The sequence below is a fragment of the Haloactinomyces albus genome (assembly GCF_031458135.1).
Lineage (GTDB): Bacteria > Actinomycetota > Actinomycetes > Mycobacteriales > Pseudonocardiaceae > Haloactinomyces > Haloactinomyces albus.
On record NZ_JAVDXW010000001.1, the window covers coordinates 3,469,017 to 3,492,371 of the forward strand.

Sequence of the window (23,355 nt, forward strand, 5' to 3'; positions counted from 1 at the left end):
CGTGCGTGTACTCGGTCCGCGCGTGTACTCAGTGGGTGAGGATCTTGCCGAGGAAGTCGGTGGCACGGCTGCTTTTCGGGGCCTGGAAGAAGTCATCCGGGGTGGAGTCCTCTGCGACCTCTCCGTCGGCCATGAACAGCACGCGATGTGCTGCTCGGCGTGCGAATCCCATCTCGTGGCTGACGACGAGCATGGTCATGCCCTCGGCGGCCAGACCGGTCATCACTTCGAGGACCTCGTTGACCATCTCGGGATCGAGCGCGGAGGTCGGTTCGTCGAACAGCATCACCTTCGGCCGCATCGCCAGGGCTCTGGCGATCGCCGCCCGCTGTTGCTGGCCACCCGAGAGTTGTGCCGGGTGCTTGTCTGCCTGGTCGGCGATGCCGACGCGCTCCAGCAGTTGCATCGCTTCTTCGCGGGCGGCGGCCCTGCCGACCTTGCGGACCTTGATCGGGCCCAGCGTGACGTTGTCGAGGATGGTCTTGTGCGCGAACAGGTCGAACTGCTGGAAGACCATGCCCACGTCGGCGCGCAGCTCGGCCAGTGCGCGTCCCTCGGCGGGCAGGGGGGTGCCGTCGATGGCGATGGAGCCGGAGTCGATGGTCTCCAGGCGGTTGATGACCCGACACAGCGTCGATTTGCCGGAGCCCGAGGGGCCCAGGACCACGACGACCTGGCCGCGGGGTACCTCCAGGTCGATGTCCTTGAGTACGTGCAGCGCACCGAAGTACTTGTCGACCGCGGACACCCGGATCATCGGTGTATCCGTGGCAGCTTCGGTCATTCGTTCTCCAGACCGGGTGGGATTGTCGAACACGATGGCGGCAACTTAAGCCGCGATCGAGTGGAGAGTCCAGAAAAAATGGATCATCGTAGGTTGCAACTCGATTACGGTTCGGCTCGTGCGGAGAGAGCCGGGTGTGGTCCGCGGGCACCGGATCCGGCTGGGTGGCTTCCCGCATCTCGCTGTCCGGAGTCGCCGGGCGAGGAGGTGCGCGCGGTGGAGTGAGCGCGATCGTAGCCGGGTAGCAGGGGTGAAATTCCGTATCTGAGCAGGGGATATGGTGTCATATGTGACCACGAGCAGCGGTGTAAAGACGTACGAGGTTCGCACATACGGCTGCCAGATGAACGTGCACGACTCCGAGCGGCTCTCCGGGCTGTTGGAGGACGCGGGGTATGTGCGCGCGAACCAGGAGGCCGACCCCGACCTGGTCGTGTTCAACACGTGTGCAGTGCGGGAGAACGCGGACAACCGGCTGTACGGCAACCTGGGGCGGCTGCGCCCGGCCAAGCAGGAGAACCCCGATATGCAGATCGCCGTCGGGGGCTGCCTGGCACAGAAGGACCGGGGCGAGATCGTCCGGCGCGCGCCGTGGGTGGACGTCGTGTTCGGCACGCACAACATCGGGTCGCTGCCGACGCTGCTGGAGCGCGCTCGGCACAACCGGGAAGCCGAGGTCGAAATCCTCGAATCACTCGAGGTGTTCCCCTCCACCCTGCCCGCGCGCCGCGAGTCCGCCTACTCCGGCTGGGTATCGGTGTCGGTCGGATGCAACAACACGTGCACGTTCTGCATCGTGCCGTCCTTGCGCGGGAAGGAGAAGGACCGCCGTCCCGGTGAGGTCCTGTCCGAGGTGCAGGCGCTGACCTCCGAGGGCGTGCTCGAGGTGACGCTGTTGGGGCAGAACGTCAACGCCTACGGCGTCGAGTTCGGCGACCGCTACGCCTTCGGCAAGCTCCTGCGCTCCTGTGGTGATATCGAGGGGCTGGAGCGTGTCCGCTTCACCTCCCCGCATCCGCGGGATTTCACCGACGACGTCATCGAAGCGATGGCCGAGACACCGAACGTCTGCCATCAGTTGCACATGCCGTTGCAGTCCGGTTCCGACCGAATCCTGAAGTCCATGCGCCGGTCCTACCGTTCCGAGCGCTACCTGAACATCGTGCGCAAGGTGCGGGAAGCGATGCCCGACGCGGCGATCACCACCGACATCATCGTGGGCTTTCCCGGCGAGACCGAAGAGGACTTCCAGGCCACCCTCGACGTGGTGCGCGAGTCGCGGTTCGCCAGTGCCTTCACGTTCCAGTACTCCAAGCGCGAAGGTACCCCGGCGGCCGAGCTGGACGACCAACTGCCGAAGGAGGTCGTGCAGGAGCGCTACGAGCGTCTGGTGGCGCTGCAGAACGAGATCTCCTGGGAGCTCAACACCGAACTCGTGGGTTGCAGCGTGGAATTGCTCGTCGCCGAGGGGGCGGGCCGCAAGAACGCCGAGACACACCGCTTGTCCGGGCGTGCGCGGGACGGGCGTCTGGTGCATTTCACGCCCACCGGCGCGGTCGATGACGAGATCCGTCCCGGCGACATCGTGCACACCACCGTGACGCGTGCGGCCCCGCACCACCTGATCGCCGACGGCGAGGTCCTCGCGCACCGGCGCACTGCGGCGGGGGACCACTGGGAGAAGGGGCAGCGCCCCAGGACCTCCGGTGTCAGCCTGGGGCTGCCTTCCTTCGGGGCGCCCGCGGAGGAGCCGACGACCGAACGAGGATGTGCGTGTTGAGCGACCACGACACCGGTGAATCCCGGGAGCAGGATGGAGGGAGCCCCATGTCCCCCACGGCTGAGCGAGAGTTCCGCGCACAACTGTCGAGGACCGAACGGGACCTGGGACGCAGTATCGATCCGGGGCAGCGAGCCCTGGTGATCACCGGAGTGATGCTGGTGCTCGTGCTGTGCTCCCTGTTGCCCTGGATCGGTGGGGCGAGCGGCTGGCAGGTGCTGGTGGACCGTGTCGATCCCGCCATGAACGTGGGCCTGCTTCCGCGGCTGTTCTCGATCAACGCCGGTATCGCGGGCATTCTGCTCAGCGCGTTGGCACTGACGACCCGGCGCTGGGCGGCCTCTTTCGTGGCGGCCTTCGCCTGTTCGGTCGTGGCCCTGGAAGGGCTCATCGCGATCTGGGCGCGGCAGACGGTACCGCAAGCGGGGCCCGCCGTCGGACTCGTCATCGCGGTGATCTGTATGTTCGTGCTGGCCGGGCAATGGTTGCGGATTGCCTGGTCACGCCCCTGACCGTGTCGGTGTGACGGCCCGGGCCTCTCCCCTTCGCGCGGAAAAGAGGCCCGGGTCTGCCACGGTCAGCGGTCGGCCAGTGCGTGCTCGGCTGTGGTGAGCCACTCGCGCCACTGTTCGGCCTGCTGTTCGGCTTCCCTGGCGCGGCGCTCGTTGCCGGAAGAGCGCGCCTTGCTTGCCTGTTCCTCGAACTGCTCGACCTTTTCCCGGAACTGTTCGACCCGCGCCTGTGCCTCGGGGTCGGTGCGGCGCCACTGTGCGTTCGAAGCCGAGCGCACCCGGTCGGCCACCGCGCGTAGCTTTCCCTCGAGCTCGCGCATCCGTTCGCGGGGTACTTTGCCGATCTCGTCCCAGCGCTGCTGAACACGATGCAGCTGGGACTGTGCGGCCGCCAGGTCGACCGACGGGTCGATCTGTTCGGCCTCGGCGAGAAGTTGCTCCTTGAGCCGGGCGTTCTCGGCGAACTCGGCATCGCGTTCGGAGAACGCCTCCGAGCGCCGTGTGAAGAACGTGTCCTGCGCGGTACGGAAGCGCTGCCACAGCGCCTCGTCGCTGTCCTTGGGGGCGCGTCCCGTGGCCTTCCAGTCGGCCATGAGTTGCTTGTAGCGGGTGGCGGTGGCGCCCCAGTCGGTGGAGTCCGTCAACGACTCGGCTTCCTCGACCAGTTTCTGCTTGTGTTCCTTGGCGACTCCGCGCTGCCGGTCGAGTTCGGCGAAATGGGAACCGCGTCGCCGGTTGAAGGTCTCGCGGGCCTTGGAGAACCGGCGCCAGAGCTGTTCGTCCGTTTTACGGTCCACGCCGCGGATGGTTTTCCACTCGTCGAGGATCGCCCGGAGGCGATCCCCCGCGCTCTTCCACTGGGTGGCTTCGGCTCCGATCCGTTCGGCCTCGACGACGAGTGCCTCCTTGCGGGCGGTCGCCTCCGCACGTGCCTGCTCGCGCTCCGTCTTGGCACGCTCGACGGCCTGCTCGGCGTGCTCGATCACGTGCTGCACCCGAGCGGCCAGCGTGTCGAGATCGCCGACGACGGAGGCGTCGGCAAGGCTGTCGCGGAGATGCTTCGCACTGGTCAACGTCTGCTTCGGCTCCCCGGCGTGGGTCGACAGCCGGGTTTCCAGCAGTTCGGCCTCGGTGCGCAGATCGTCGAACTTCCGCGCGAAGTGGGCGAGCCCCTCGGCGGCGTCACCGGCCTGCCAGGAACCGACCGCACGCTCGCCGCCCGCGGTGATGACGTACACGGTTCCGTCGGAGTCGACCCGTCCCCACCGGCTCGGGTCGCTGGAGGCGGTGGGGACGGCTGGGGGAGCCGTGTGGGATCCGGTCCTGCCGGTGGCCGAGTTCGTGGTCGTCGTCTCGGTGACGGCGGCCTCCGGCGTTGTTTCCTGATGTCTCATAGCCGGCTTCCTCCTTGCGTGCCCGCTCCGATGCCCGTGCACGACAAACACGGGCGCCCCGTGTGGACGGGGCCCAGCAAGCGTCGATCCGGTCCCCTTGCGGACCGGTCTCCGCTGGCGCATTGAAACAGTTCACCGCAGCGATCGCCTACTCCCAGGCCGTTGGGCGACCCGGGGCGAGGTCGTGCGACGCTCCCGTTGCGACCCGGTGCTCCGAGTGTGCCCTGCACCATGCCATTGTCGCCGGTGGCTCGTGTAGCCCTCGATGGTGGTCGGCGTGCGGGCCGCCGTGTGTGGCTGCCGGGGCTCCCTGCTCGCTGCTCCATTGACCATGACCTCTACCGTGCACGGGCGTGATAACCCGCATCGCTGTGGTGCCGTATCCGCCGCTGTTGGTACCCGAGCTGACCGTGCGTGCCAGCGCGGAGACCGAGCGGCTCAGACAGGCCTGTTTGCGTGCTGTGTCCAGTCTGACCGACTCGGCCCGCACGTGGGTGGCGGTGGGAGTGAATCGTGGTGATCCACGTCTGCTGGAGCCTCATTGCGCGGGAACCTTCGCCGGCTACGGTGTGGACGTCACGGTAGCGCTGGATGCCTCCGCGACGGACACCAGTGCGCCGGATCCGCTGCTGCCGTTGCCTGCGCTCGTCGCGGGGTGGCTACGGGAGCAAAGCGGGGCCGAGCAGGTGACGGCACACCTGCTGGCAGCGGACACCCCACCCGAGGACAGTCGTGCCTTCGGCGCCCGTCTGAGGACCCCCGGAGATCGAGGAGGTGTTGGGGAAACCGGGGACTTCGGGCTGTTGATTCTGGCGGAAGGCGCTGTGTACACCGTCGGGGCCCAGCCCGCGGAAGGGGTCGAGCAGCTCGACGAGCAGGTGCGGCGGGCACTGGCCGACGTCGATCCCGCGGCGCTGCTCGGCTTGGACACCGAGCGGTGCCACCACGCGGGTATGGAGGGACGTGCGGCCCTGCAGGCACTGGCGGGGGCGGTGGAACCGGAGCCGGGCGCGTGGTCCGGCGATCTGCTGTACTCCGCCGCACCATACGGGGTGAGTTACCACGTTGCGGTGTGGTCCCGTAGCGATGCCCGGAGTCGGTAGCCATGCCCCTTGCATCCTCGCCGCGCCCGGTGGCCGTCGTCGGCCCGACCGCCACCGGTAAGTCGGAATTGGCGATGCAGTTGGCCGTCGAGCTGGGCGGTGAGCTGATCAACGCCGACGCCCTGCAGCTCTACCGGGGCATGGACATCGGCACCGCCAAGACACCGGTCTCCGAGCGTCGGGGGATCGGACACCACCTGCTGGACGTGCTCGATGTGACCGAAACCGCTTCCGTGGCCACCTACCAGCAGCAGGCCCGCACCGTCGTCGAGGAGCTGCTCGCCCGGGGGGTGACTCCGGTGCTGGTGGGTGGCTCCGGGCTCTACATCCAGGCGGTCCTCGACGAGCTGAACTTTCCCGGAACCGATCCGGAGGTACGTGCCCGCTGGGAGCAGGAGCTGCACGAGCACGGCGCCGCAGCGCTGCATCGGCGCTTGGCCGAGCTCGACCCGCCTGCCGCCGAGTCGATTCTGCCGAGTAACGGCAGGCGGGTGGTGCGGGCGCTGGAGGTCATCGAGATCACGGGGAAGCGCTTCTCGGCGAACCTTCCGGCGCCGGGACCGCCTCGGTACGGGGCGGTGATGGTCGGCCTCGATCGGCCGATTGCCGAGCTGGACGAGCGGGTGGATGCGCGAGTGGCGCGGATGTTCGACGCGGGACTTCTGCATGAGGTGCGCCGCTTGGAACGGGCCGGGCTTCGCCGGGGGCGCACCGCCTCCCGCGCTCTCGGTTACCAGCAGGTACTCACCGAACTCGATGGAGCCGGTGACATGAGTATGGCCGCGGCCGAGACCGCCAAGCTGACCCGCCGGTTCGTTCGCAAGCAGCGCTCGTGGTTCCGGCGTGATCGCCGGATCCACTGGTTCAGCGCCACCCGGCAGGGGCCGACGGGGCAGGAACTGACGGGACAGGTGCGGGCGCTGCTGGACACGTAAACTGGCGACCGTGCAGCTTGATGCAGGGGCCCAATTCCACGAGGGAGACCGGTTCCCCGAGGGGAGCCGGTTCGCCAAGGGGCCCGAGTTCGCCAAGGGACACGGCACCGAGAACGATTTCGTCGTCCTGCCGGATCCACGGGATGAGCTGAAACTGACCGAGGCACGAGTGCAGGCGTTGTGCGATCGGCAGCGGGGTCTGGGGGCCGACGGTGTCCTGCGGGTGGTCCGGTCCGGTGACGTCAGCGACGCTCCCGCCACGGTCCCCGGTGATGTCTGGTTCATGGATTATCGCAATGCCGATGGCTCGATCGCCGAAATGTGCGGCAACGGTGTGCGGGTGTTCGCTCGGTACCTGGTGGAGGCGGGGCTTGCACGATCGGGTGAGTTTCCGGTGGGTACTCGTTCCGGCCCCCGTATCGTCACGGTTCATGCGGACGGGCGCGTCAGCGTGGACATGGGAGCGGCCTCGGTGGTCGGCGAATCGACCGTGACGGTCGACGGGCACACCTGGCACGGATTCGCGGTGGACCTCGGCAATCCGCATCTCGCCTGTGTGACGACCGCCGGGCTGGACACCATCGACCTGTCCACGGTGCCGTCCTATGACACCGCCTTCTTCCCGAACGGCGTCAATGTCGAGTTCGTGCACCGCAGGAGCCCGGAGCGGGTGCGTATGCGCGTTCATGAGCGGGGAGTCGGTGAGACTCGGTCCTGTGGGACGGGCACCGTTGCCGCCACCGTCGCAGCGTTGCACGCGGATGGCGACGACACCGGCCGCCGCATCGTCGAGATTCCCGGCGGCACCGTCGAGGTGGAAATAACGGAGACGAGCAGCACGTTGACCGGTCCGGCTGTGCTGGTTGCCCACGGGTGGCTCGACGCCGAATGGTGGCAGCACGTCGGCGGCGGCTGACCGACGGCGGGCAACACGAGCCGACGAAGCGATAAAAATCCCTCGCGCACCGTGGAACAATGGATGGTGATATGAACAAACCAGCCTCGCGGCCATCCCCTTTCGAGCCTTCCGCCTCCGAGCTGTCGGTGCTCGACGCCGAGACGGCCGAGGAGACCCGGCAAGAGCAGCTCTCCTCGGAGGAACCGTCGATCGGTGAAATGGAGCGGGCCGACCGTGCCTCGCTGCGGCGAGTCGCGGGACTGTCCACCGAACTCACCGACATCACCGAGGTCGAGAACCGGCGACTCCGTCTGGAACGAGTGGTGCTGGTCGGTGTGTGGACCGACGGCAGCTCCGAGCAGGCCGAAGCCTCGTTGACGGAGCTGGCGCAACTGGCCGAGACAGCCGGTTCGGAAGTCCTCGAGGGACTCGTCCAACGCCGTGACCGCCCGGACCCCTCCACCTATGTCGGTTCCGGCAAGGTACGGGAGTTGCGGGACATCGTGGCCGCCAACGGGGCCGATTCGGTGGTCTGCGACGGCGAACTCGCACCGGGGCAACTTCGGCAGCTCGAGGAGAAACTCAAAGTCAAGGTTGTCGACCGCACGGCGCTGATCCTGGACATCTTCGCTCAGCACGCGAGTTCCAAGGAAGGCAAGGCTCAGGTCGAGCTGGCGCAGCTGCAGTACTACCTGCCTCGACTGCGCGGATGGGGCGACAAGATGTCCCGGCAGGCCGGTGGGCGCGCCGGCGGCGGCAACGGCGGTGTCGGTACCCGCGGCCCCGGTGAGACCAAGCTGGAAACCGATCGCCGCAGCGTGCACAAGCGGATCACCAAACTCCGCAAGGAACTGGCCGCCATGCGCACCATCCGCAGCACCAAACGTGCTCAGCGCATGGCCAACGCGGTACCCAGTGTGGTGATCGCCGGCTATACCAATGCGGGTAAATCCAGCCTCCTCAACGCACTGACGGGCACAGGCGCGCTCGTGGAGGACGCGTTGTTCGCGACACTGGACCCCACCACCCGCCGCGCACGAACACCGGATCGCCGCGAGTACACGCTCAGCGACACGGTCGGGTTCGTCCGCCACCTGCCGCACCAGCTCGTCGAGGCGTTCCGCTCCACCCTCGAGGAGGTCAGCCGGGCCGACCTGCTGCTGCACATCGTTGACGGATCGGATTCCGCACCGTACGAGCAGGTCACCGCGGTTCGGGACGTACTGGCGGAGATCTCCGGTGAGCACGGCGAGCCGCTACCGCCGGAGTTGCTCGTGGTGAACAAGACGGACTCGGTGGATGCCACCAGGATCGCCGAACTCCGCAGACTTCTGCCGGATGCGGCATTCGTGTCCGCGCAGACCGGGCAGGGAATCGAGTCACTGCGCGAGATCATCGCCGACTGGCTTCCGCGGCCGGACGTGTTCGTCGATGCACTGGTGCCCTACTCCCGCGGCGAGTTGGTCTCTCGTGTGCACTCCGAGGGTGAGCTCGTCGACGAGGAGCACACGGCCGAGGGCACCAGGGTTCGTGCGAAGGTGCGGGTGGACCTGGCCCATGCACTGGAACCGTTCGTGGGCGCCGGATGAGTATCCGGCTGCGCGGTGGTGCCGTTGCGGCGGTACTACTGTCGCAGGTGTTGTGGCCGGGTGCCGGTGCAGCGGCTGTCGCTGCACCGGGTGTCGCTGCACCGATGTCGCGCCTGCCCTCGCCGGTCGAACGGTGCCGTATCACCGATGATCGACTCTCGGAACTGTCCGGACTCGTTTCGGACGGTACCTCCTGGTACGCGGTCGGTGACGGCGGCAGTTCGCTGAAGGTCCATGTCCTGGACCCGCAGAACTGTGCCGTACGCGATGTGCGTACGGCCGGCATCGACCCCTACGATGTCGAAGATCTCGCCCTCACCGCGGACGGGGACCTCTGGCTCGCCGATACCGGAGACAACAGTCTTCGCCGGGACACGGTGGCGCTGCATGTGATGCCCGCGGGCGGTGGTGCTTCCTTGTATCGGCTGACCTATCCGGACGGGCCCCATGATGCGGAAGCATTGATGCTGGGTTCGGACGGTGTCCCCTATATCGTCACGAAGGAACCGCTCGGATCCGCTGGGATCTACCGGCCCACTGCCGAGCTGGTCGCAGGGCAGACCGTCCCCCTCGGGAAAGTCGGATCGCTCACCGTTTCTGCGACGCAAACGCCGGGTGGCCCCATGGCGGGCAGTATCGATTCCGTACTGGTGACAGGAGCAGCGATGAGCCACGACGGAACCGTGGTCGCCGTGCGTACCTATACGGATGCGTACCTGTATCCCGCATCCGGTGGTGGGATAATCGCCGCTTTGCAACGGGAGCCGCTGCGGGTGCCTCTACCGCATGAGCCTCAGGGAGAAGCTCTCGCCTTCGAACCCGATGGCACGGTTCTCTCCGCCTCGGAAGGCAGTCACCCGGTACGCGCCATTCCGGGTGCCGTTCAAGCGGCGAGAGCCCACGGCATGCGCGGCAGCTCTTCCACACCACCGCAGCGCACCACGTCGAGTGCACAGGCGCCTGAAGGTACATCGGACGGGATGGCTTCCGCACGCGGTGATCGGCATGGGCTGTCGGCCACGACAACGCTGCTGATCGCGGGTGGGCTCGCTGCCGTGATCGTGGCAGTCGCGGGTCGGCTCCGTCGTCGTACACGCTGATTGCGGTGGCCGTGCCGCCTTGGTTCTGGTTCAGAGGCGGCGCAGCACGGCGACAACCTTGCCCAGGATCGTCGCGTCATCCCCCGGGATCGGCTCATAGGCGCTGTTGTGTGGCAGTAGCCAGACATGCTCCTCGGTACGCTTGAACGTCTTGACGGTGGCTTCTCCATCGATCATGGCCGCGACGACATCGCCGTTGTCGGCATCGGGTTGCTGGCGCACCGTGACCCAGTCTCCGTCGGTGATCGCCAGGTCGATCATCGAGTCCCCGACGACCTGGAGGAGGAAGAGCGCACCCTCGCCGACGATCTCCTTGGGCAGTGGAAAGACGTCATCGACGGATTCCTCGGCCAGGATGGGACCGCCTGCTGCGATCCGGCCGACCACCGGTACGTAGGAGGGGGCCACCTGACCGGCGAGTTCGGAGCCCCGGTCCTGGCCGTCCGCAACCAGGACACCAACCGTACGCGGCCGGTGTGGATCGCGACGGAGATAACCCTTCCGCTCGAGTACGCGGAGTTGGTAGGCCACCGATGAGGTGGAGGTGAGGCCGACGGCGTCACCGATCTCACGAACGCTCGGCGGGTAGCCGTGGTCGCGCATCCAGGCGCGGATCGATTCCAGTACCTTGCGCTGGCGTGGACTGAGCTCGTCCGCTGTGCTCGCCTGCTGTGGCAGGTTCCGTACTTCGGCTTCCGCTTCCCCGGTCGTTTGCAAGTCGGGTACGTCATGTGCTCGGTTCTCGATCGAACCGGTAGCATCCGTTGCCACCACTGCCTCCTGCCGCATGAAGAGCACCACCTGGTGTGTGGTTTCCACAGTAGAGGCGACAGGGGCGACGATCAAACACCTGTTCGAGTTAATTTTCTCGCGGAAGCTCGCATGCCGTGCTGATGTGTCGACGAGTCGGCTGCAGTGCTGAGCTGCTGCTTCACCTGGGTTGGGGGCCGTCGACACGCCCGGGCGTGCTGGTTTGCTTCCGAGTCCGCTCAGGATTAGAGTCGACCACAACATCTAGTAGTTGCACTGCTGTAGTTAATCCATAGCTTGGGTTCACCCGCTCATCTGTGCCGGTCTCCAGGGCTCTGGCCCCAGGGCACTGGAGACCGACCGCGGGAGTCGGCGGTGGCTCTGGCATTGCGGAAGGGGGTGAGTACCGGTGCGATGCCCGTTCTGTCGGGGTGAGGACTCGCGGGTCGTCGATTCGCGTGAGGTCGAAGAGGGTCAAGCCATCCGTCGTCGGCGGTCCTGCTCACAGTGTGGCCGTCGGTTCACCACCATCGAGGAGCTCGTGCTCACGGTGGTCAAGCGTTCCGGTGTCACCGAGCCCTTCAGCCGCGAGAAGGTCGTTCGCGGTGCCCGCCGGTCCTGCCAGGGACGCCCGGTCGAAGAGGATGCGCTTCAACAGCTCGCACACCAGGTCGAGGACACGATCCGTTCGTCGGGAGTGTCCGAGGTCCCCAGCCATGAAGTGGGATTGGCGATCCTCGGGCCGCTGCGCAAGCTGGATGAGGTGGCCTACCTGCGCTTCGCGAGTGTGTATCGCGCCTTCTCCTCGGTCGAGGACTTCGAGAAGGAGATCGTGGATCTGCGCGCCGCGCGAGGTGAGCAGCAGGGCGAGCAGGAAGAGGACGACAGTGAGTAAGTCGCGCGGACGTGTGTCCCGGCGCGGGTCCGCGCGCACGAAGCGGCAACGTGCCGGACGGCAAGGGGAGGCCCCACCGGGGCCGACCCAGCAGGACGAGGTACGCCCGAACCGGACGGGGAGCCCGGTCGGGGGCGGTCCACGTGGAGCGAGCAACAAGGGAGAGAGCCAGGTCATGACAGAGACCGTCGACAGCCCGGCCGCTGCGGGGGAATCGGACGCCGGTTCGCGCCAGGGTATCCGGATGCAGCGCGTCTACACGACGGAAGGCGTTCATCCCTACGACGAGGTGACGTGGGAACACCGCGACGTGGTGATGACGAACTGGCGGGACGGATCGGTCAACTTCGAGCAGCGAGGAGTGGAGTTCCCCGATTTCTGGTCACTGAACTCGGTCAACATCGTGACCAGCAAGTACTTCCGCGGTGCTCTGGGTAGCCCGCAGCGGGAGAGCAGCCTGCGTCAGTTGATCGACCGCGTGGTTCGGACCTACGTCCGCAATGGTGTCGCGTACGGCTATTTCGCCGACGAGACCGATGCGGAGATCTTCGAACACGAACTGACCTACATGCTGCTGCACCAGGTGTTCAGTTTCAACTCGCCGGTGTGGTTCAACGTGGGCACCGAATCGAGCCAACAGGTCTCGGCCTGCTTCATCCTGTCGGTCGACGACACGATGGAGTCCATCCTCGACTGGTACAAGGAGGAAGGACTGATCTTCAAGGGGGGGTCCGGGGCAGGACTGAACCTCTCGCGAATTCGCTCGTCGAAGGAGCTGCTCAGCTCGGGTGGTACGGCTTCCGGTCCGGTGTCGTTCATGCGCGGCGCGGACGCCTCCGCCGGAACCATCAAGTCCGGTGGTGCGACCCGGCGTGCGGCCAAAATGGTGGTGCTCGACGTCGATCACCCCGACGTGGAGGAGTTCATCGAGACCAAGGCCAAGGAAGAGCACAAGATCCGCGCACTGCGCGACGCCGGCTTCGATGTCGACCTCGGCGGCGCCGACATGTCCTCGGTGCAGTACCAGAACGCGAACAACTCGGTGCGGGTCAGCGACGAGTTCATGCGTGCGGTGGAAAGTGACGGCCGGTTCGGCCTGCGGGCGCGAACGGACGGCTCCGTGGTCGAGACGGTCCAGGCGCGTGACGTGTTCCGGAAGATGGCCCGGGCAGCCTGGGAGTCGGCCGATCCGGGGATTCAGTACGACGACACGATCAACGACTGGCACACCAGTCCGGAAACCGGACGGATCACCGCGTCCAACCCGTGCTCGGAGTACCTGCATCTGGACAATTCCAGCTGCAACCTGGCCTCGCTGAATCTGATGAAGTTCCTGCGGGAGGACCTGACGTTCGACGCGGAGCTGTTCGAAAAAGCCGTCGAATTCGTCATCACCGCGATGGACATCTCGATCTGCTTCGCGGACTTCCCGACCGAGTCCATCGGGGACACCACACGCAAGTTCCGCCAGCTCGGTATCGGATATGCCAATCTGGGTGCGCTGCTGATGGCGACGGGGCACGCCTATGACTCCGATGGCGGCCGCGCGTTGTCCGCGGCCATCACGTCGCTGATGACGGGAACGGCCTACAAGCGCTCCGCCGAGCTGGCCGGTGCGGTCGGCCCCTATGCGGGTTACTCGCACAACGCCGAGGGGCACCAGCGCGTCATGCGCAAGCACGCGGCTGCCAACGATCTGATCCGTACCTACCACCACAACGATGTCGCCGTGCACCGGCTGGCCACCAAGGTGTGGCAGAAGGGCCTGGAAATCGGTGCGCACAATGGCTGGCGCAATGCGCAGGCCTCGGTACTGGCTCCGACCGGCTGCCTCACCGCGGACACGATGGTCACGACGGATCGTGGCCTGGTGCGGCTCGGTGAACTCGGTGACGAGTACGGAAGCCAGTGGCAGGACATCGAGATGAACGTCTCGACCGACGAAGGCGCGCGCCAGGCCACGAAGTTCTTCGTCAATGGCGAGGAGCCGACACGCCGGGTCGTCACGACGGATGGCTACGGGCTCCGGGGAACCCTGGCGCATCGCATCAAGGTCGTTGATCCGGACTCGGGGGAGTGGCAGTGGAAGCGCATGGCCGACATCACCGAGGGTGATGTGGTGCCCATGCAACTTGGTACTCAGGTCGGTGAGCCGCGCGAGGTTCCACTGCCGGTACTCGATCAGGCTTACTATGCGGGCGACCGCGGAGTCCGGGTGCCGGACTTGGTGGATGCCGACCTCGCGGAGCTGGTCGGGTATTTCATGGGCGACGGAAGCTTGCACGCCAAGGGAATCAGGTTCTGCGTCGCCGACAGCGATCTGGATGTCGTCGACCGCTTCCGGGTTCTCGGCAAGGGGCTGTTCGGCATCGAACCGACTGTTACCGAGCAACAGGGCTACCAGGAGGTGATCCTGCAGTCGGTCCGACTGGCACGGTGGTGGGAAGCTGCGGGGTTTGCCAAGACACTGCCGGATCCGGAGCACACCGGAAAGGGATGGAATCCGCGCATTCCGTCGGCAATCCTGGAGAGTAACGACCCCGAGGTGTACGGAGCATTCCTGCGGGGCCTGTTCGAAGCGGACGGAACCGTTCAGGAAGGTGTGCCGTCCGTTTCCACCTCGTCCGAGTCCTTTGCGGGTGAACTGCGTACGTTGGCACTGACGCTGGGACTGGCTACGACCACTCGGCAAACCACCAGCGGTTGGGGCAGTGATCAGTTCCAGGTCCGGTTGCGCAATGCCGAGCACGCCGCAGCGTTCGATGAGTTCGTCGGTTTCATGGGTAACCGCAAGAACGCGAAGGTCTCGTTCGGTGGTCAGCAGTCCGGTAACAGCGACCGCATTCTGCTCCCCCGTGAGGTTTGGGACGCTCTTGTCCCGGTGGGACATGATCTGCGCAGTGCCGTCGTCGGTTCGCTCGGCAAGAGCGGCGGCGTATCGCGGACGCTGGCTAAGCAGATCTTCGCCGAGACCGGGGATGACAGGCTCGCTCACGCACTGGACTACCTCTTCGAAACGGTGTCGCTCAACGAGGACGGGGGCGTGCAACCGACCTACGACCTGTCGGTGCCCGATAACGTCACTTATGTGGCGAGCGGCTTCGTCAGCCACAACACCATCGGCTTGATGATGGACTGCGACACGACCGGGGTCGAACCGGACCTGGCACTGGTCAAGTTCAAGAAGCTGGTCGGTGGCGGCTCGATGCAGATCGTCAACCAGACGGTGCCTCGAGCGCTGCACGCGCTGGGCTATCAGCAGGAGCAGATCGAGGCGATCGTCGAGTACATCGCCGAGCACGGTCACGTCGTCGACGCTCCGGGACTGCGGCCGGAGCACTACGAGGTGTTCGACTGCGCGATGGGCGAGCGTTCGATCGCCCCGATGGGGCACGTGCGCATGATGGCGGCCGTCCAGCCGTTCCTGTCCGGATCGATTTCCAAGACCGTGAACATGCCGGAAGAGGCCACCGTCGCCGACGTCGAGGAGGTCTACTTCGAGGGATGGCGGCTCGGGCTCAAGGCACTCGCGATCTACCGCGACAACTGCAAGGTCGGTCAACCGCTGTCGGCCGGTAAGGGCGAGAAGGCCGATGGTGAGAAGGCGGTGGAAAAACAGATCGAGTACCGCCCGGTCCGCAAGCGCCTGCCGAAGAAGCGTCCGAGCGAGACCGTGTCGTTCACCGTGGGCGGTGCCGAGGGATACCTGCATGCCGGTTCCTACCCGGACGACGGACTCGGCGAGATTTTCGTCAAGCTCGGCAAGCAGGGATCGACGCTGGCGGGTGTCATGGACGCCTTCTCGATGTCGATTTCCGTGGGGCTCCAGTACGGCATTCCGCTGGAGTTCTATGTCTCGAAGTTCCAGAACGTGCGTTTCGAACCGGCCGGAATGACCGACGATCCGGACGTGCGGATGGCCAGCAGTGTGCTGGACTACCTGTTCCGCAGGCTGGCGCTGGATTACCTGCCGTACGAGAAGCGGGCCCAGTTGGGCATCTTCACCGTCGAGGAACGCAACGCGCAGACATCCGGTTACGACGCGGGCCGGTCCGTGGACAGCGATGCCGAGCTGGACACCATGCGCTCGACGGTGGATTACTCCTCCTCGAACTCGACGTCGTCGAACTCCTCGTCGTCGAACTCGACATCATCGGACTCGGAGAACGAGGACGAGCAGCGAGTGGGGAGCTCGACGGAGCTTCTGGAACTGCGGCTGGGCAAGGCGGCCGATGCGCCGCTGTGCATGACCTGCGGGACGAAGATGCGGCCCTCCGGGGCCTGCTACCTCTGCGAGGGTTGCGGCGCCACCTCCGGCTGCAGCTGATATCGGGCATGATCCGTGGAGTGTGATCTCCGGTTCACACGGTGGGGAGCCGACGTAGGGTCGCCTCCCCACCGTGGATCGCTCACGGCACGGAGTCGGTCGGCATGGAGCCGGACGGTGCTGTGGCCATTGCGGACGGTTTTCCCAGCAGGGCGGAGAACTCGAACACACAGCCGTTGCCGAACCATGTGTCGTAAAGCCGCCACACGTGGTGATTGACATTGCTTTCGCGGGTGGCAGGGTGAGATTCGACCTTGTTCGGTTCTTGCGGGAGTCTCCATGTGGCGCGTTCGAACGGCCCTGCTGGCGGCGGTTTTCGTCTTGCCCCTGACCGGATTTGCGGCCACGGCCGCGCCGCAATCGGTGCCGTCCGGCCCCGTATTCACCAACGGTGCGGCACAGCCGGTTTTCGACCCGTCGAAAGCGATACGGGAAAATCTGTTCGTCACCGCGCCCGTCGACAGTGATCATGACGGTCGCGACGATCGGGTTCACGTTCAGGTGGTCCGTCCGAAAGCCACCGAGCAGGGCTTGCAGGTCCCCGTGGTGTACCGGGCGAGTCCGTACTTCGCCGGTGGCAACGACGTGGACAACCACAATGTCGACCGCGAGCTCCACGTGCCGGACCGGCCGGGTCATCCCCGTTCGCACGGGGTCGGACGCCCCAGCAGGCGGGGCGCTGACGAGCGCCCGGCCATCGCGAGCGCAGGCGCCGCTGCCACCGATATCACCTGGGCTTACGAGCAGTATCTGCTCGCTCGTGGCTACGCCGTGGTCTATGCCGAGTCACTCGGCAGTGGACAGTCCACCGGATGCCCCACGACGGGCGGGAGAAACGAGACGATCGGTGCCAAGTCGGTGATCGACTGGCTGAACTCGCGCGCACCCGCACACGATGCGCAGGGCGATCCCGTTTCGGCGGACTGGACCACCGGCGAAGTCGGCATGATGGGGGTGTCCTACAACGGCACATTGCCCAATGCCGTGGCCACGACGGGCATCGAGGGACTCGAGACGATCGTGCCCATCGGCGCGATCTCGAACTGGTACGACTACTACCGAGCCGATGGTGCCGTGGTTGCCCCGGATGGATACCAGGGTGAGGACGCCGACGTGCTCGCGAAGTTCGTCCACACCAACGGTCTTTCGTGCAAGGACGTGATCCGGCGGCTGGCTGCCGAGCAGGATCGCCGGACCGGTGACTACAGCCGTTTCTGGGACAAGCGCAACTATCTCGACGACGTGGAGAACGTGCGTGCTTCCGTGCTCATGGTGCATGGACTCAACGACTGGAACGTCAAGACCAACCAGGCGGCACAGTGGTACGAAGCGCTGCGTCAGAACGGCGTCGAGCACAAGATCTGGTGGCATCGCTCGGGGCACCGGGATCCGATCAGCCTGCGCAGGGACGCGTGGCTGCGGACGCTGAACCGATGGTTCACCCATTACTTGTACGGCGTGGACAACGGTGTCGAGGAGGAACCGCGGGCCACGATTCAACGCGAGGACGGTAGCTGGGTTCGGAAACCGGAGTGGCCGGCGCCCGGAGCTCGCGAGGTGGCGCTGCAACCGAAGCCGGGCGGTGACCAGCGTGGCGGGCTGGGCTTGTCTCGCGGTAGGAACGGCAAAGCCGTCGAGATGCTTCGTGACGACGCGAGCAAGCTCGCCGAGGAGCTCGCCGCGGCACCGAGCTCCCCGCATCGGCTCGCGTACTTCACCGAGCCGACCAAGCAGCCATTGCGGGTGAGCGGCACCGCGTATGCGCACTTGGCGCTGACGTTCGATCGTCGGGCCGCCAACGTGACCGCGATGCTGGTGGACCTGGCGCCGGACGGGACCACAGCACCGATCACTCGGGGCTGGACCGATCCGCAGAACCGGCACTCGATCGACCGAACCTCGCCGATCCGGCCGGGCAAGGAGTACCGGATCGAGGTACCGATGATGCCCGCGGATTACGTGCTGGCCACCGGCCATCGGTTGGGTCTCGTGGTGCTCTCCAGCGATCACGACTTCACCCTCCGCCCGAGTCCCGGCACGGGACTGTGGCTGGATCTCTCGTCGAGTCGGCTACGGGTCCCCGTGGTGACAACCACGCAGCGGTGGCGTCCATAAGCCCTCGCCGGGGAGGTCCGGGGCAAAGTTCCGAGTTGTCCACAAGGGGCATTTCTGTCCACAGAGTGCGGATTTGTCCCTGTCGCAACCCGGAGTGGCACGCCGATCGTGGTGGTATGACAACGCCACTGCACAGCACAGTCAAACTGACCGATCCCGGTGACGTCCTGGCCGCCATCCCTCATCTCCTGGGATTTCATCCGGTGGATTCGCTCGTGGTGATCACCGTGCATGCGGTTCCGGGATCCGTGCGACTCGGGATGAGTGTCCGTGTCGACGTGCCATCCCCGCAGGATCGTCACCAACTCGCCGAACACCTCGTGAAAGGGCCGCTTTCCCGCCATGGTGCGGACGCGGTGATACTCGCCATCGTGGGCGGGAGTGGAGACCCCGACACGGGTTCGCTCGACGGCGATCACGGCAGCGCGGCTCCCGCAGCGCATCGATACGGGACCGGGTCGAATCACCGGAAGTTTCCGCACAGCGAGCTGGTCGGAACACTGCGTGACGTCCTCGCCGACGCGGAGTTGCCCGTTGTGCAGGCCGTCTGGACGGCCGGGATCGAAAGGGGAAACAGCTGGCACTGTTATGACGAACACCGGTCCGGTGTGATTGCCGATCCCACGAGCTCGTCACTGGCTGCTGCCATGGCGGCAGCAGGCTCCGTGACTTTTGCGAGCCGCGAGGAGCTCGCCGACCTTGTTGCTTCCGAGCCTGCCGACAGCATTGCGCGCCGGGCCGCGCGCTTGGACGCCGCGTACGAGGATACGGAGCAGGAGCGTGCCAGTGCCGAATGTGCTCATCATGACCTGGAGTGCGTGTTGGCGGCGATACGGCGCACCGCCGAAGGAGCAGCACTGACCGAGGACGATCTCGTCCGGGTATTGCTTGCCCTGTCGGACAATCGTATCCGGGACGTCGCCCTGAGCACCGCGCTCACCGAGTGGGCAGGAGCTGCCGAACAGCTGTGGCTGACTCTTGTCCGCAAGGCCCCTCCGCCGGAAATGGCCGAGGTCGCAGCGCTGCTTGCCTTTTCCGCCTACCTGCGCGGCGATGGTGCGCTCGCGGGAGTCGCCTTGGAAAAGATCGAGGCGTCCCGCCCGGAACACCGACTGGGTGTTCTGCTCCGGCAGGCCCTCGAAGCGGGAATCCCGCCCTCCGAGGTCGCGATCATCGCCAAGGACGCAGCCGAGGACGCCCGGACACTCCTCGAAGAGGGCGGCTCTTGGTGAGCCCGCGTCTCAAGGCCTGCCTCGAGAGATCAATCCCGGTGATGCGCATGGGCGAACTCCCACGCATGTCGCACTATCGTGTCGAGCTCCGCTCGATGCGGCTGCCAGTTCAGCTCCTGCCGAGCCCGTTCACCGGAGGCGACCAGCGAGGCCGGATCCCCTTCGCGGCGCGGGGATACCCGGGCCGGAATCGGATGGCCCGTCACCTGGCGACACGTATCGACAACCTGCTTGACCGAGAACCCGGTTCCGTTGCCGAGGTTGTAGATCCGGTGCCTGCCGGGTTGGGCGAGCTCGAGCGCCCGCAGATGCGCATCCGCAAGGTCGGCGACATGAATGTAGTCACGCACACAGGTGCCGTCCTGCGTCGGCCAGTCATCCCCGAAGATCTGCACGTACTCTCGCTGCCCCAGTGCGACTTGCAGCACGATCGGAATCAGGTGTGTTTCCACGGCATGTCGCTCACCGTACGCACCGTACGCACCGGCGACGTTGAAGTAGCGCAGGCTCGTGGCGGCCAGCCCGTGCGCGGTCGCGTAGGACTCGATGGCGTGGTCCATGGCGAGCTTCGTGGCACCGTAGGTGTTCGTCGGCTGTGCCGGGGTGTCCTCGGGAATCGGAATCGTGTCCGGTTGCCCGTAGACGGCCGCTGTGGAGGAGAACACCAGTCGAGTGATCTCATGCTTGCGCATGGCCTCGAGCAGCCGCAGCGTCGTCACCACATTGCCGTGCCAGTACTTCGAGGGATCCTGCATGGATTCGCCAACCAGCGATTTGGCGGCGAAGTGCAGGACGCCGTCGAACCCCTCGGCCAGCAGGCTGTCCGCAACATCGGACAGCTCCGCCTCGACGAATCGGCAACCGCCGGGGACGGCGTCGGCGTGGCCGGAGGACAGGTCGTCGACCACCACGACCTCGTGCCCGGCCTCGCACAGCCGTGCCGCGCAGACACTGCCCACATAACCGGCCCCACCGGTCACCAGGAGTCTCACCCGTGTTCTTCCTTCCTCCGATTATCACCGCAGCTGGTTACTCTCCGCCATGGCGGGAGAACCCGGACGATCCTAGCGACGCACTTGATCACGCCCGGCACCGGAGGCCGGAGTGGTGGTGAACAAACGGGGCGCGGGCAATTCGTGATTTCGGAATGCTTCGAGGATCGTGCGCTCGATGTCATCGCGGTGTTCGGGATGTATCAACGCGATGGCGGACCCGCCGAATCCGCCCCCCGTCATTCTGGCGCCGACAGCACCGGACTCCAGTGCCGCGTCCACCGTGAGATCCAGTTCCGGGGACGAAACCCGGTAGTCGTCGCGGAGGCTGATGTGCGAGGCCGTCAGCATGGCACCGATCGCGGTGAGTTCGTTCGAGCGCAACTTGTCGACGGTGGCGAGTACACGATCGTTTTCGGTCACGACGTGCCGGACGAGTGGCTGCAGTTCACCGGGCAGTCGCCGCAGAGCCGAATCCAGATCGGTTCCCGCGATGTCCCGCAGCGCCTCGACTCCCAGAAGTTCAGTGGCACGTGCACAAGCACGCCTGCGCTCACCATAACCGGACTCGCTGTGCGAATGCTGCGACCTGGTGTCGATGACCAGCACTTCCAAACCGGCAGCGCTCGCGTTGAAGGGAACTTGCTCCGTCTTGCCGGAACGTACATCGAAAAACAGGGCGTGCGCCTGCGTACAGGTCAGCGAGGCGGTTTGGTCCAGAAGCCCGGTGGGGGCACCTGCGAACTCGTTCTCGGCGCGTTGCGTCCACCGGGCGAGTTCGGACATGCTCGGCGCGTCGGCCCCGTCCGGGCTACGGCCTGCGGTGTCCAACAGCGCCAAGCCGACCGCGCACTCCAGTGCCGCGGACGACGACAGGCCGGCACCGGTGGGAACATCTCCCATGATCATCAGGTCGGCGCCCGGCAACCGGATCCCGGCTCCGTTCAGTGCCCATGCCACCCCCGCGGGGTAGGCGGCCCAGCCGTCGGGGCTACCCGGCGTGAGATCGGCGAGGGCGACGGGCCCGGAGCGCTGTACTCCGCCGTCACTTCCCACGGTGGCCATCGACAGCTGTCCGTCACCGCGGGGCGATACTGCCACCGCCGTACGCTGTGGCAGCGCGAAGGGCAGCACATATCCATCGTTGTAGTCGGTGTGATCCCCGATCAGGTTCACTCGTCCGGGAGCCGACCAAATGCTGTCCGGGGTGTGTCCGTACTCGGCGACGAAGGCGTCGGCCGCGCGTGTGGCCGCGCTCACCGAGCACGAACCAAGAGCGCATGGGCGATGCTGGATGGCAACTGGCTGCCGCCCTTGCTGCCTTGCACCTCGATCGTCTTGTTGACTCCGACGACGGAGACGATGTCGATCTCGTTGCCGGGGACGATGCCCGCCGACTTGAGTTCGTTCATCAAGTCCGGATCCAGTTGCACGTGTTCGGCGATCCGGCATACGAGGGCTCGCCCGCCACCATGGCGGGCGATGGCGTCGACACGCTGCAGATCCGCCTCCGCCGGTGGTGCAGGCTCACCGACCCCCAGCTCATCCAGGCCGGGGATCGGGTTTCCGTACGGTGACGTGCTCGGGCTGCCCAGCAAGTTGACGAGCTTGACCTCCACGGCTTCGCTCATGACATGTTCCCAGCGGCATGCTTCACTGTGGACGTGCTCCCAGTCGAGCCCGATGACGTCGACGAGGAGGCGCTCGGCAAGGCGGTGTTTGCGCATCACGCCGATGGCGCGGGCCCGACCCGACTCGGTCAGCTCCAGATGGCGGTCCTCGGCGACGGACAACAACCCGTCGCGCTCCATCCGCGCCACCGTCTGGCTCACCGTCGGCCCGCTTTGCTCGAGCCGTTCGGCGATACGGGCCCGGAGCGGGACAAGCCCCTCCTCCTCGAGCTCGTAGATGGTCTTAAGATACATCTCGGTGGTATCGATGAGATCGTTCACGCCAGCTCCCCATTCAGTCCCACCCCTCAATGTTAGCCGCATGGGGCAGTGGACAGTCAGTGCGTCAGCGCCTGCCCGCCCTTACCTTCCGAGAGGTGACGATGCATCCTTTGCTCAGCGTTTCTGCCCTCGGGGTTCGATTGCAGCAGGAGTCCCCGCCGACCCTGCTGGACGTTCGGTGGCGACTCATGGGGCCGCCGGGAAGGCAGGATTACGAGCAGGGGCACCTGCCGGGTGCGGTGTTCGTCGATCTGGACTCCGAACTGGCCTCGCCCCCCGGGGCCGAGGGGCGTCATCCATTGCCGGATCCGACACGGCTCGGAGAACTGTTGCGTGCTGCGGGAGTCGACCGGGATCGCTCGGTTGTCGTGTATGACGACGGCGACGGTTCCGCGGCGGCGCGTGCCTGGTGGCTGCTGCGGTGGGCGGGCCATGAGCAGGTATCGGTCCTCGACGGCGGATACGCGGCCTGGGTGGCGGCAGACCTGCCCGTGACCGCGGTCGAACCACGGCCGAGCCCGGGAAGTTTTCGCGTGCGGCCCGGATGCATGCCCGTCCTGGATGCGCAGGGAGCTGCACGCCTGGCTCGGGAGGGATATCTGCTGGACGCCCGGGCTCCCGAGCGCTACCGGGGCGAGCACGAGCCGGTGGATGCCAGGGCCGGCCATGTTCCGGGGGCGATCAACGCGCCTTTCACCGACCATGTGGTGCCTTCGGGGCAGGAGTCTGCGGGGCAGTGGCGTTCGCCCGCCGAGCTCGCCGAGCGTTTCGCCCGCATGGGCGTGGAAGGCACCGCACCGGTCGGAGCGTACTGCGGATCGGGGGTCACGGCGTGCTCGGTGCTGCTGGCGCTCGAACACGCCGGAGTGAGCACTCCGGACCACCCGGCAATGCTCTATGCGGGTTCGTGGTCGCACTGGTCGCGCGATCCGGAACGCCCTGTTGCCACGGGGCCGGAACCGGGATGACTCGAGCATCTCGGGCCCGTGCACTCCCG

At 66.2% G+C, this 23,355-nt stretch carries 18 protein-coding genes; 12 read left to right on the forward strand and 6 right to left on the reverse strand.

The window, feature by feature from the left end; genetic code table 11:
* Nucleotides 1–28 precede the first annotated feature (28 nt).
* Entirely contained in the window at nt 29–757 is a 729-nt protein-coding gene (locus tag JOF55_RS16490) for an amino acid ABC transporter ATP-binding protein (RefSeq protein WP_310278400.1), read from the reverse strand.
* A 304-nt stretch (nt 758–1,061) separates the two neighbouring features.
* Here JOF55_RS16490 and miaB point away from each other — a divergent pair, with 304 nt between their 5' ends.
* Nucleotides 1,062–2,564, forward strand: coding sequence for a tRNA (N6-isopentenyl adenosine(37)-C2)-methylthiotransferase MiaB (gene miaB / locus JOF55_RS16495; RefSeq protein WP_310275228.1), 1,503 nt, complete (start codon nt 1,062–1,064; stop codon nt 2,562–2,564).
* 47 nt (nt 2,565–2,611) lie between these two features.
* Nucleotides 2,612–3,076 carry an Rv2732c family membrane protein gene (locus JOF55_RS16500; RefSeq protein WP_310275230.1) on the forward strand — a complete coding sequence of 155 codons (465 nt, stop codon included), beginning with the start codon at nt 2,612–2,614 and terminating at the stop codon, nt 3,074–3,076.
* A gap of 65 nt (nt 3,077–3,141) precedes the next feature.
* On the opposite strand, the gene JOF55_RS16505 is transcribed toward JOF55_RS16500, so the two are convergent.
* Nucleotides 3,142–4,470, reverse strand: coding sequence for a DUF349 domain-containing protein (locus JOF55_RS16505; protein ID WP_310275232.1), 1,329 nt, complete (start codon nt 4,468–4,470; stop codon nt 3,142–3,144).
* A 353-nt stretch (nt 4,471–4,823) separates the two neighbouring features.
* Between JOF55_RS16505 and JOF55_RS16510 the strand changes: the two genes are divergently transcribed.
* The 5 genes from JOF55_RS16510 to JOF55_RS16530 all read left to right on the forward strand — a co-directional run bounded on the left by JOF55_RS16510 (nt 4,824) and on the right by JOF55_RS16530 (nt 10,095).
* Complete coding sequence (locus JOF55_RS16510; protein WP_310275234.1) at nt 4,824–5,573, forward strand: class III extradiol ring-cleavage dioxygenase family protein; 750 nt, start codon at nt 4,824–4,826, stop codon at nt 5,571–5,573.
* Between the two features lie 2 nt (nt 5,574–5,575).
* On the forward strand, nt 5,576–6,508 hold the full coding sequence (miaA, locus tag JOF55_RS16515) for a tRNA (adenosine(37)-N6)-dimethylallyltransferase MiaA (RefSeq protein ID WP_310275236.1): 933 nt from the start codon (nt 5,576–5,578) through the stop codon (nt 6,506–6,508).
* A gap of 10 nt (nt 6,509–6,518) precedes the next feature.
* Nucleotides 6,519–7,424: a diaminopimelate epimerase gene (gene dapF / locus JOF55_RS16520; protein WP_310275238.1), complete on the forward strand. Its 906-nt coding sequence runs from the start codon at nt 6,519–6,521 to the stop codon at nt 7,422–7,424.
* A gap of 71 nt (nt 7,425–7,495) precedes the next feature.
* Nucleotides 7,496–8,995, forward strand: coding sequence for a GTPase HflX (gene hflX, locus JOF55_RS16525; RefSeq protein WP_310275240.1), 1,500 nt, complete (start codon nt 7,496–7,498; stop codon nt 8,993–8,995).
* 104 nt (nt 8,996–9,099) lie between these two features.
* Entirely contained in the window at nt 9,100–10,095 is a 996-nt protein-coding gene (locus JOF55_RS16530; RefSeq protein ID WP_310275241.1) for an SdiA-regulated/phytase-like domain-containing protein, read from the forward strand.
* A gap of 30 nt (nt 10,096–10,125) precedes the next feature.
* Here JOF55_RS16530 and lexA read toward each other — a convergent pair whose 3' ends face one another.
* Nucleotides 10,126–10,884: a transcriptional repressor LexA gene (lexA, locus tag JOF55_RS16535; protein WP_374727292.1), complete on the reverse strand. Its 759-nt coding sequence runs from the start codon at nt 10,882–10,884 to the stop codon at nt 10,126–10,128.
* Between the two features lie 370 nt (nt 10,885–11,254).
* Between lexA and nrdR the strand changes: the two genes are divergently transcribed.
* The 4 genes from nrdR (at nt 11,255) to JOF55_RS16555 (ending at nt 19,414) form a co-directional block, all read left to right on the forward strand.
* Nucleotides 11,255–11,740: a transcriptional regulator NrdR gene (gene nrdR, locus JOF55_RS16540; protein WP_310275244.1), complete on the forward strand. Its 486-nt coding sequence runs from the start codon at nt 11,255–11,257 to the stop codon at nt 11,738–11,740.
* A gap of 175 nt (nt 11,741–11,915) precedes the next feature.
* Nucleotides 11,916–16,067, forward strand: a complete 4,152-nt coding sequence (locus tag JOF55_RS16545) for a vitamin B12-dependent ribonucleotide reductase (RefSeq protein ID WP_310275245.1) — start codon at nt 11,916–11,918, stop codon at nt 16,065–16,067.
* A 279-nt stretch (nt 16,068–16,346) separates the two neighbouring features.
* Entirely contained in the window at nt 16,347–18,182 is a 1,836-nt protein-coding gene (locus JOF55_RS16550; protein ID WP_310275246.1) for a Xaa-Pro dipeptidyl-peptidase, read from the forward strand.
* Between the two features lie 116 nt (nt 18,183–18,298).
* A complete protein-coding gene (locus JOF55_RS16555; RefSeq protein ID WP_310275249.1) occupies nt 18,299–19,414 on the forward strand; it encodes a DUF4192 domain-containing protein in 1,116 nt (371 codons plus the stop codon).
* 29 nt (nt 19,415–19,443) lie between these two features.
* On the opposite strand, the gene galE is transcribed toward JOF55_RS16555, so the two are convergent.
* The 3 genes from galE to JOF55_RS16570 form a co-directional block, all read right to left on the reverse strand.
* Nucleotides 19,444–20,406 carry a UDP-glucose 4-epimerase GalE gene (gene galE, locus JOF55_RS16560; RefSeq protein WP_310275251.1) on the reverse strand — a complete coding sequence of 321 codons (963 nt, stop codon included), beginning with the start codon at nt 20,404–20,406 and terminating at the stop codon, nt 19,444–19,446.
* Nucleotides 20,407–20,478: 72 nt separating this feature from the next.
* A complete protein-coding gene (gene galK / locus JOF55_RS16565) occupies nt 20,479–21,666 on the reverse strand; it encodes a galactokinase (RefSeq protein WP_310275252.1) in 1,188 nt (395 codons plus the stop codon).
* On the reverse strand, nt 21,663–22,358 hold the full coding sequence (locus tag JOF55_RS16570; RefSeq protein ID WP_310275254.1) for an iron-dependent transcriptional repressor DtxR: 696 nt from the start codon (nt 22,356–22,358) through the stop codon (nt 21,663–21,665). Before JOF55_RS16570 ends, galK begins: the two co-directional genes overlap by 4 nt.
* A gap of 101 nt (nt 22,359–22,459) precedes the next feature.
* On the opposite strand from JOF55_RS16570, the gene JOF55_RS16575 reads away from it, so the two are divergent.
* Complete coding sequence (locus JOF55_RS16575; protein ID WP_310278403.1) at nt 22,460–23,326, forward strand: sulfurtransferase; 867 nt, start codon at nt 22,460–22,462, stop codon at nt 23,324–23,326.
* Nucleotides 23,327–23,355 lie beyond the last annotated feature (29 nt).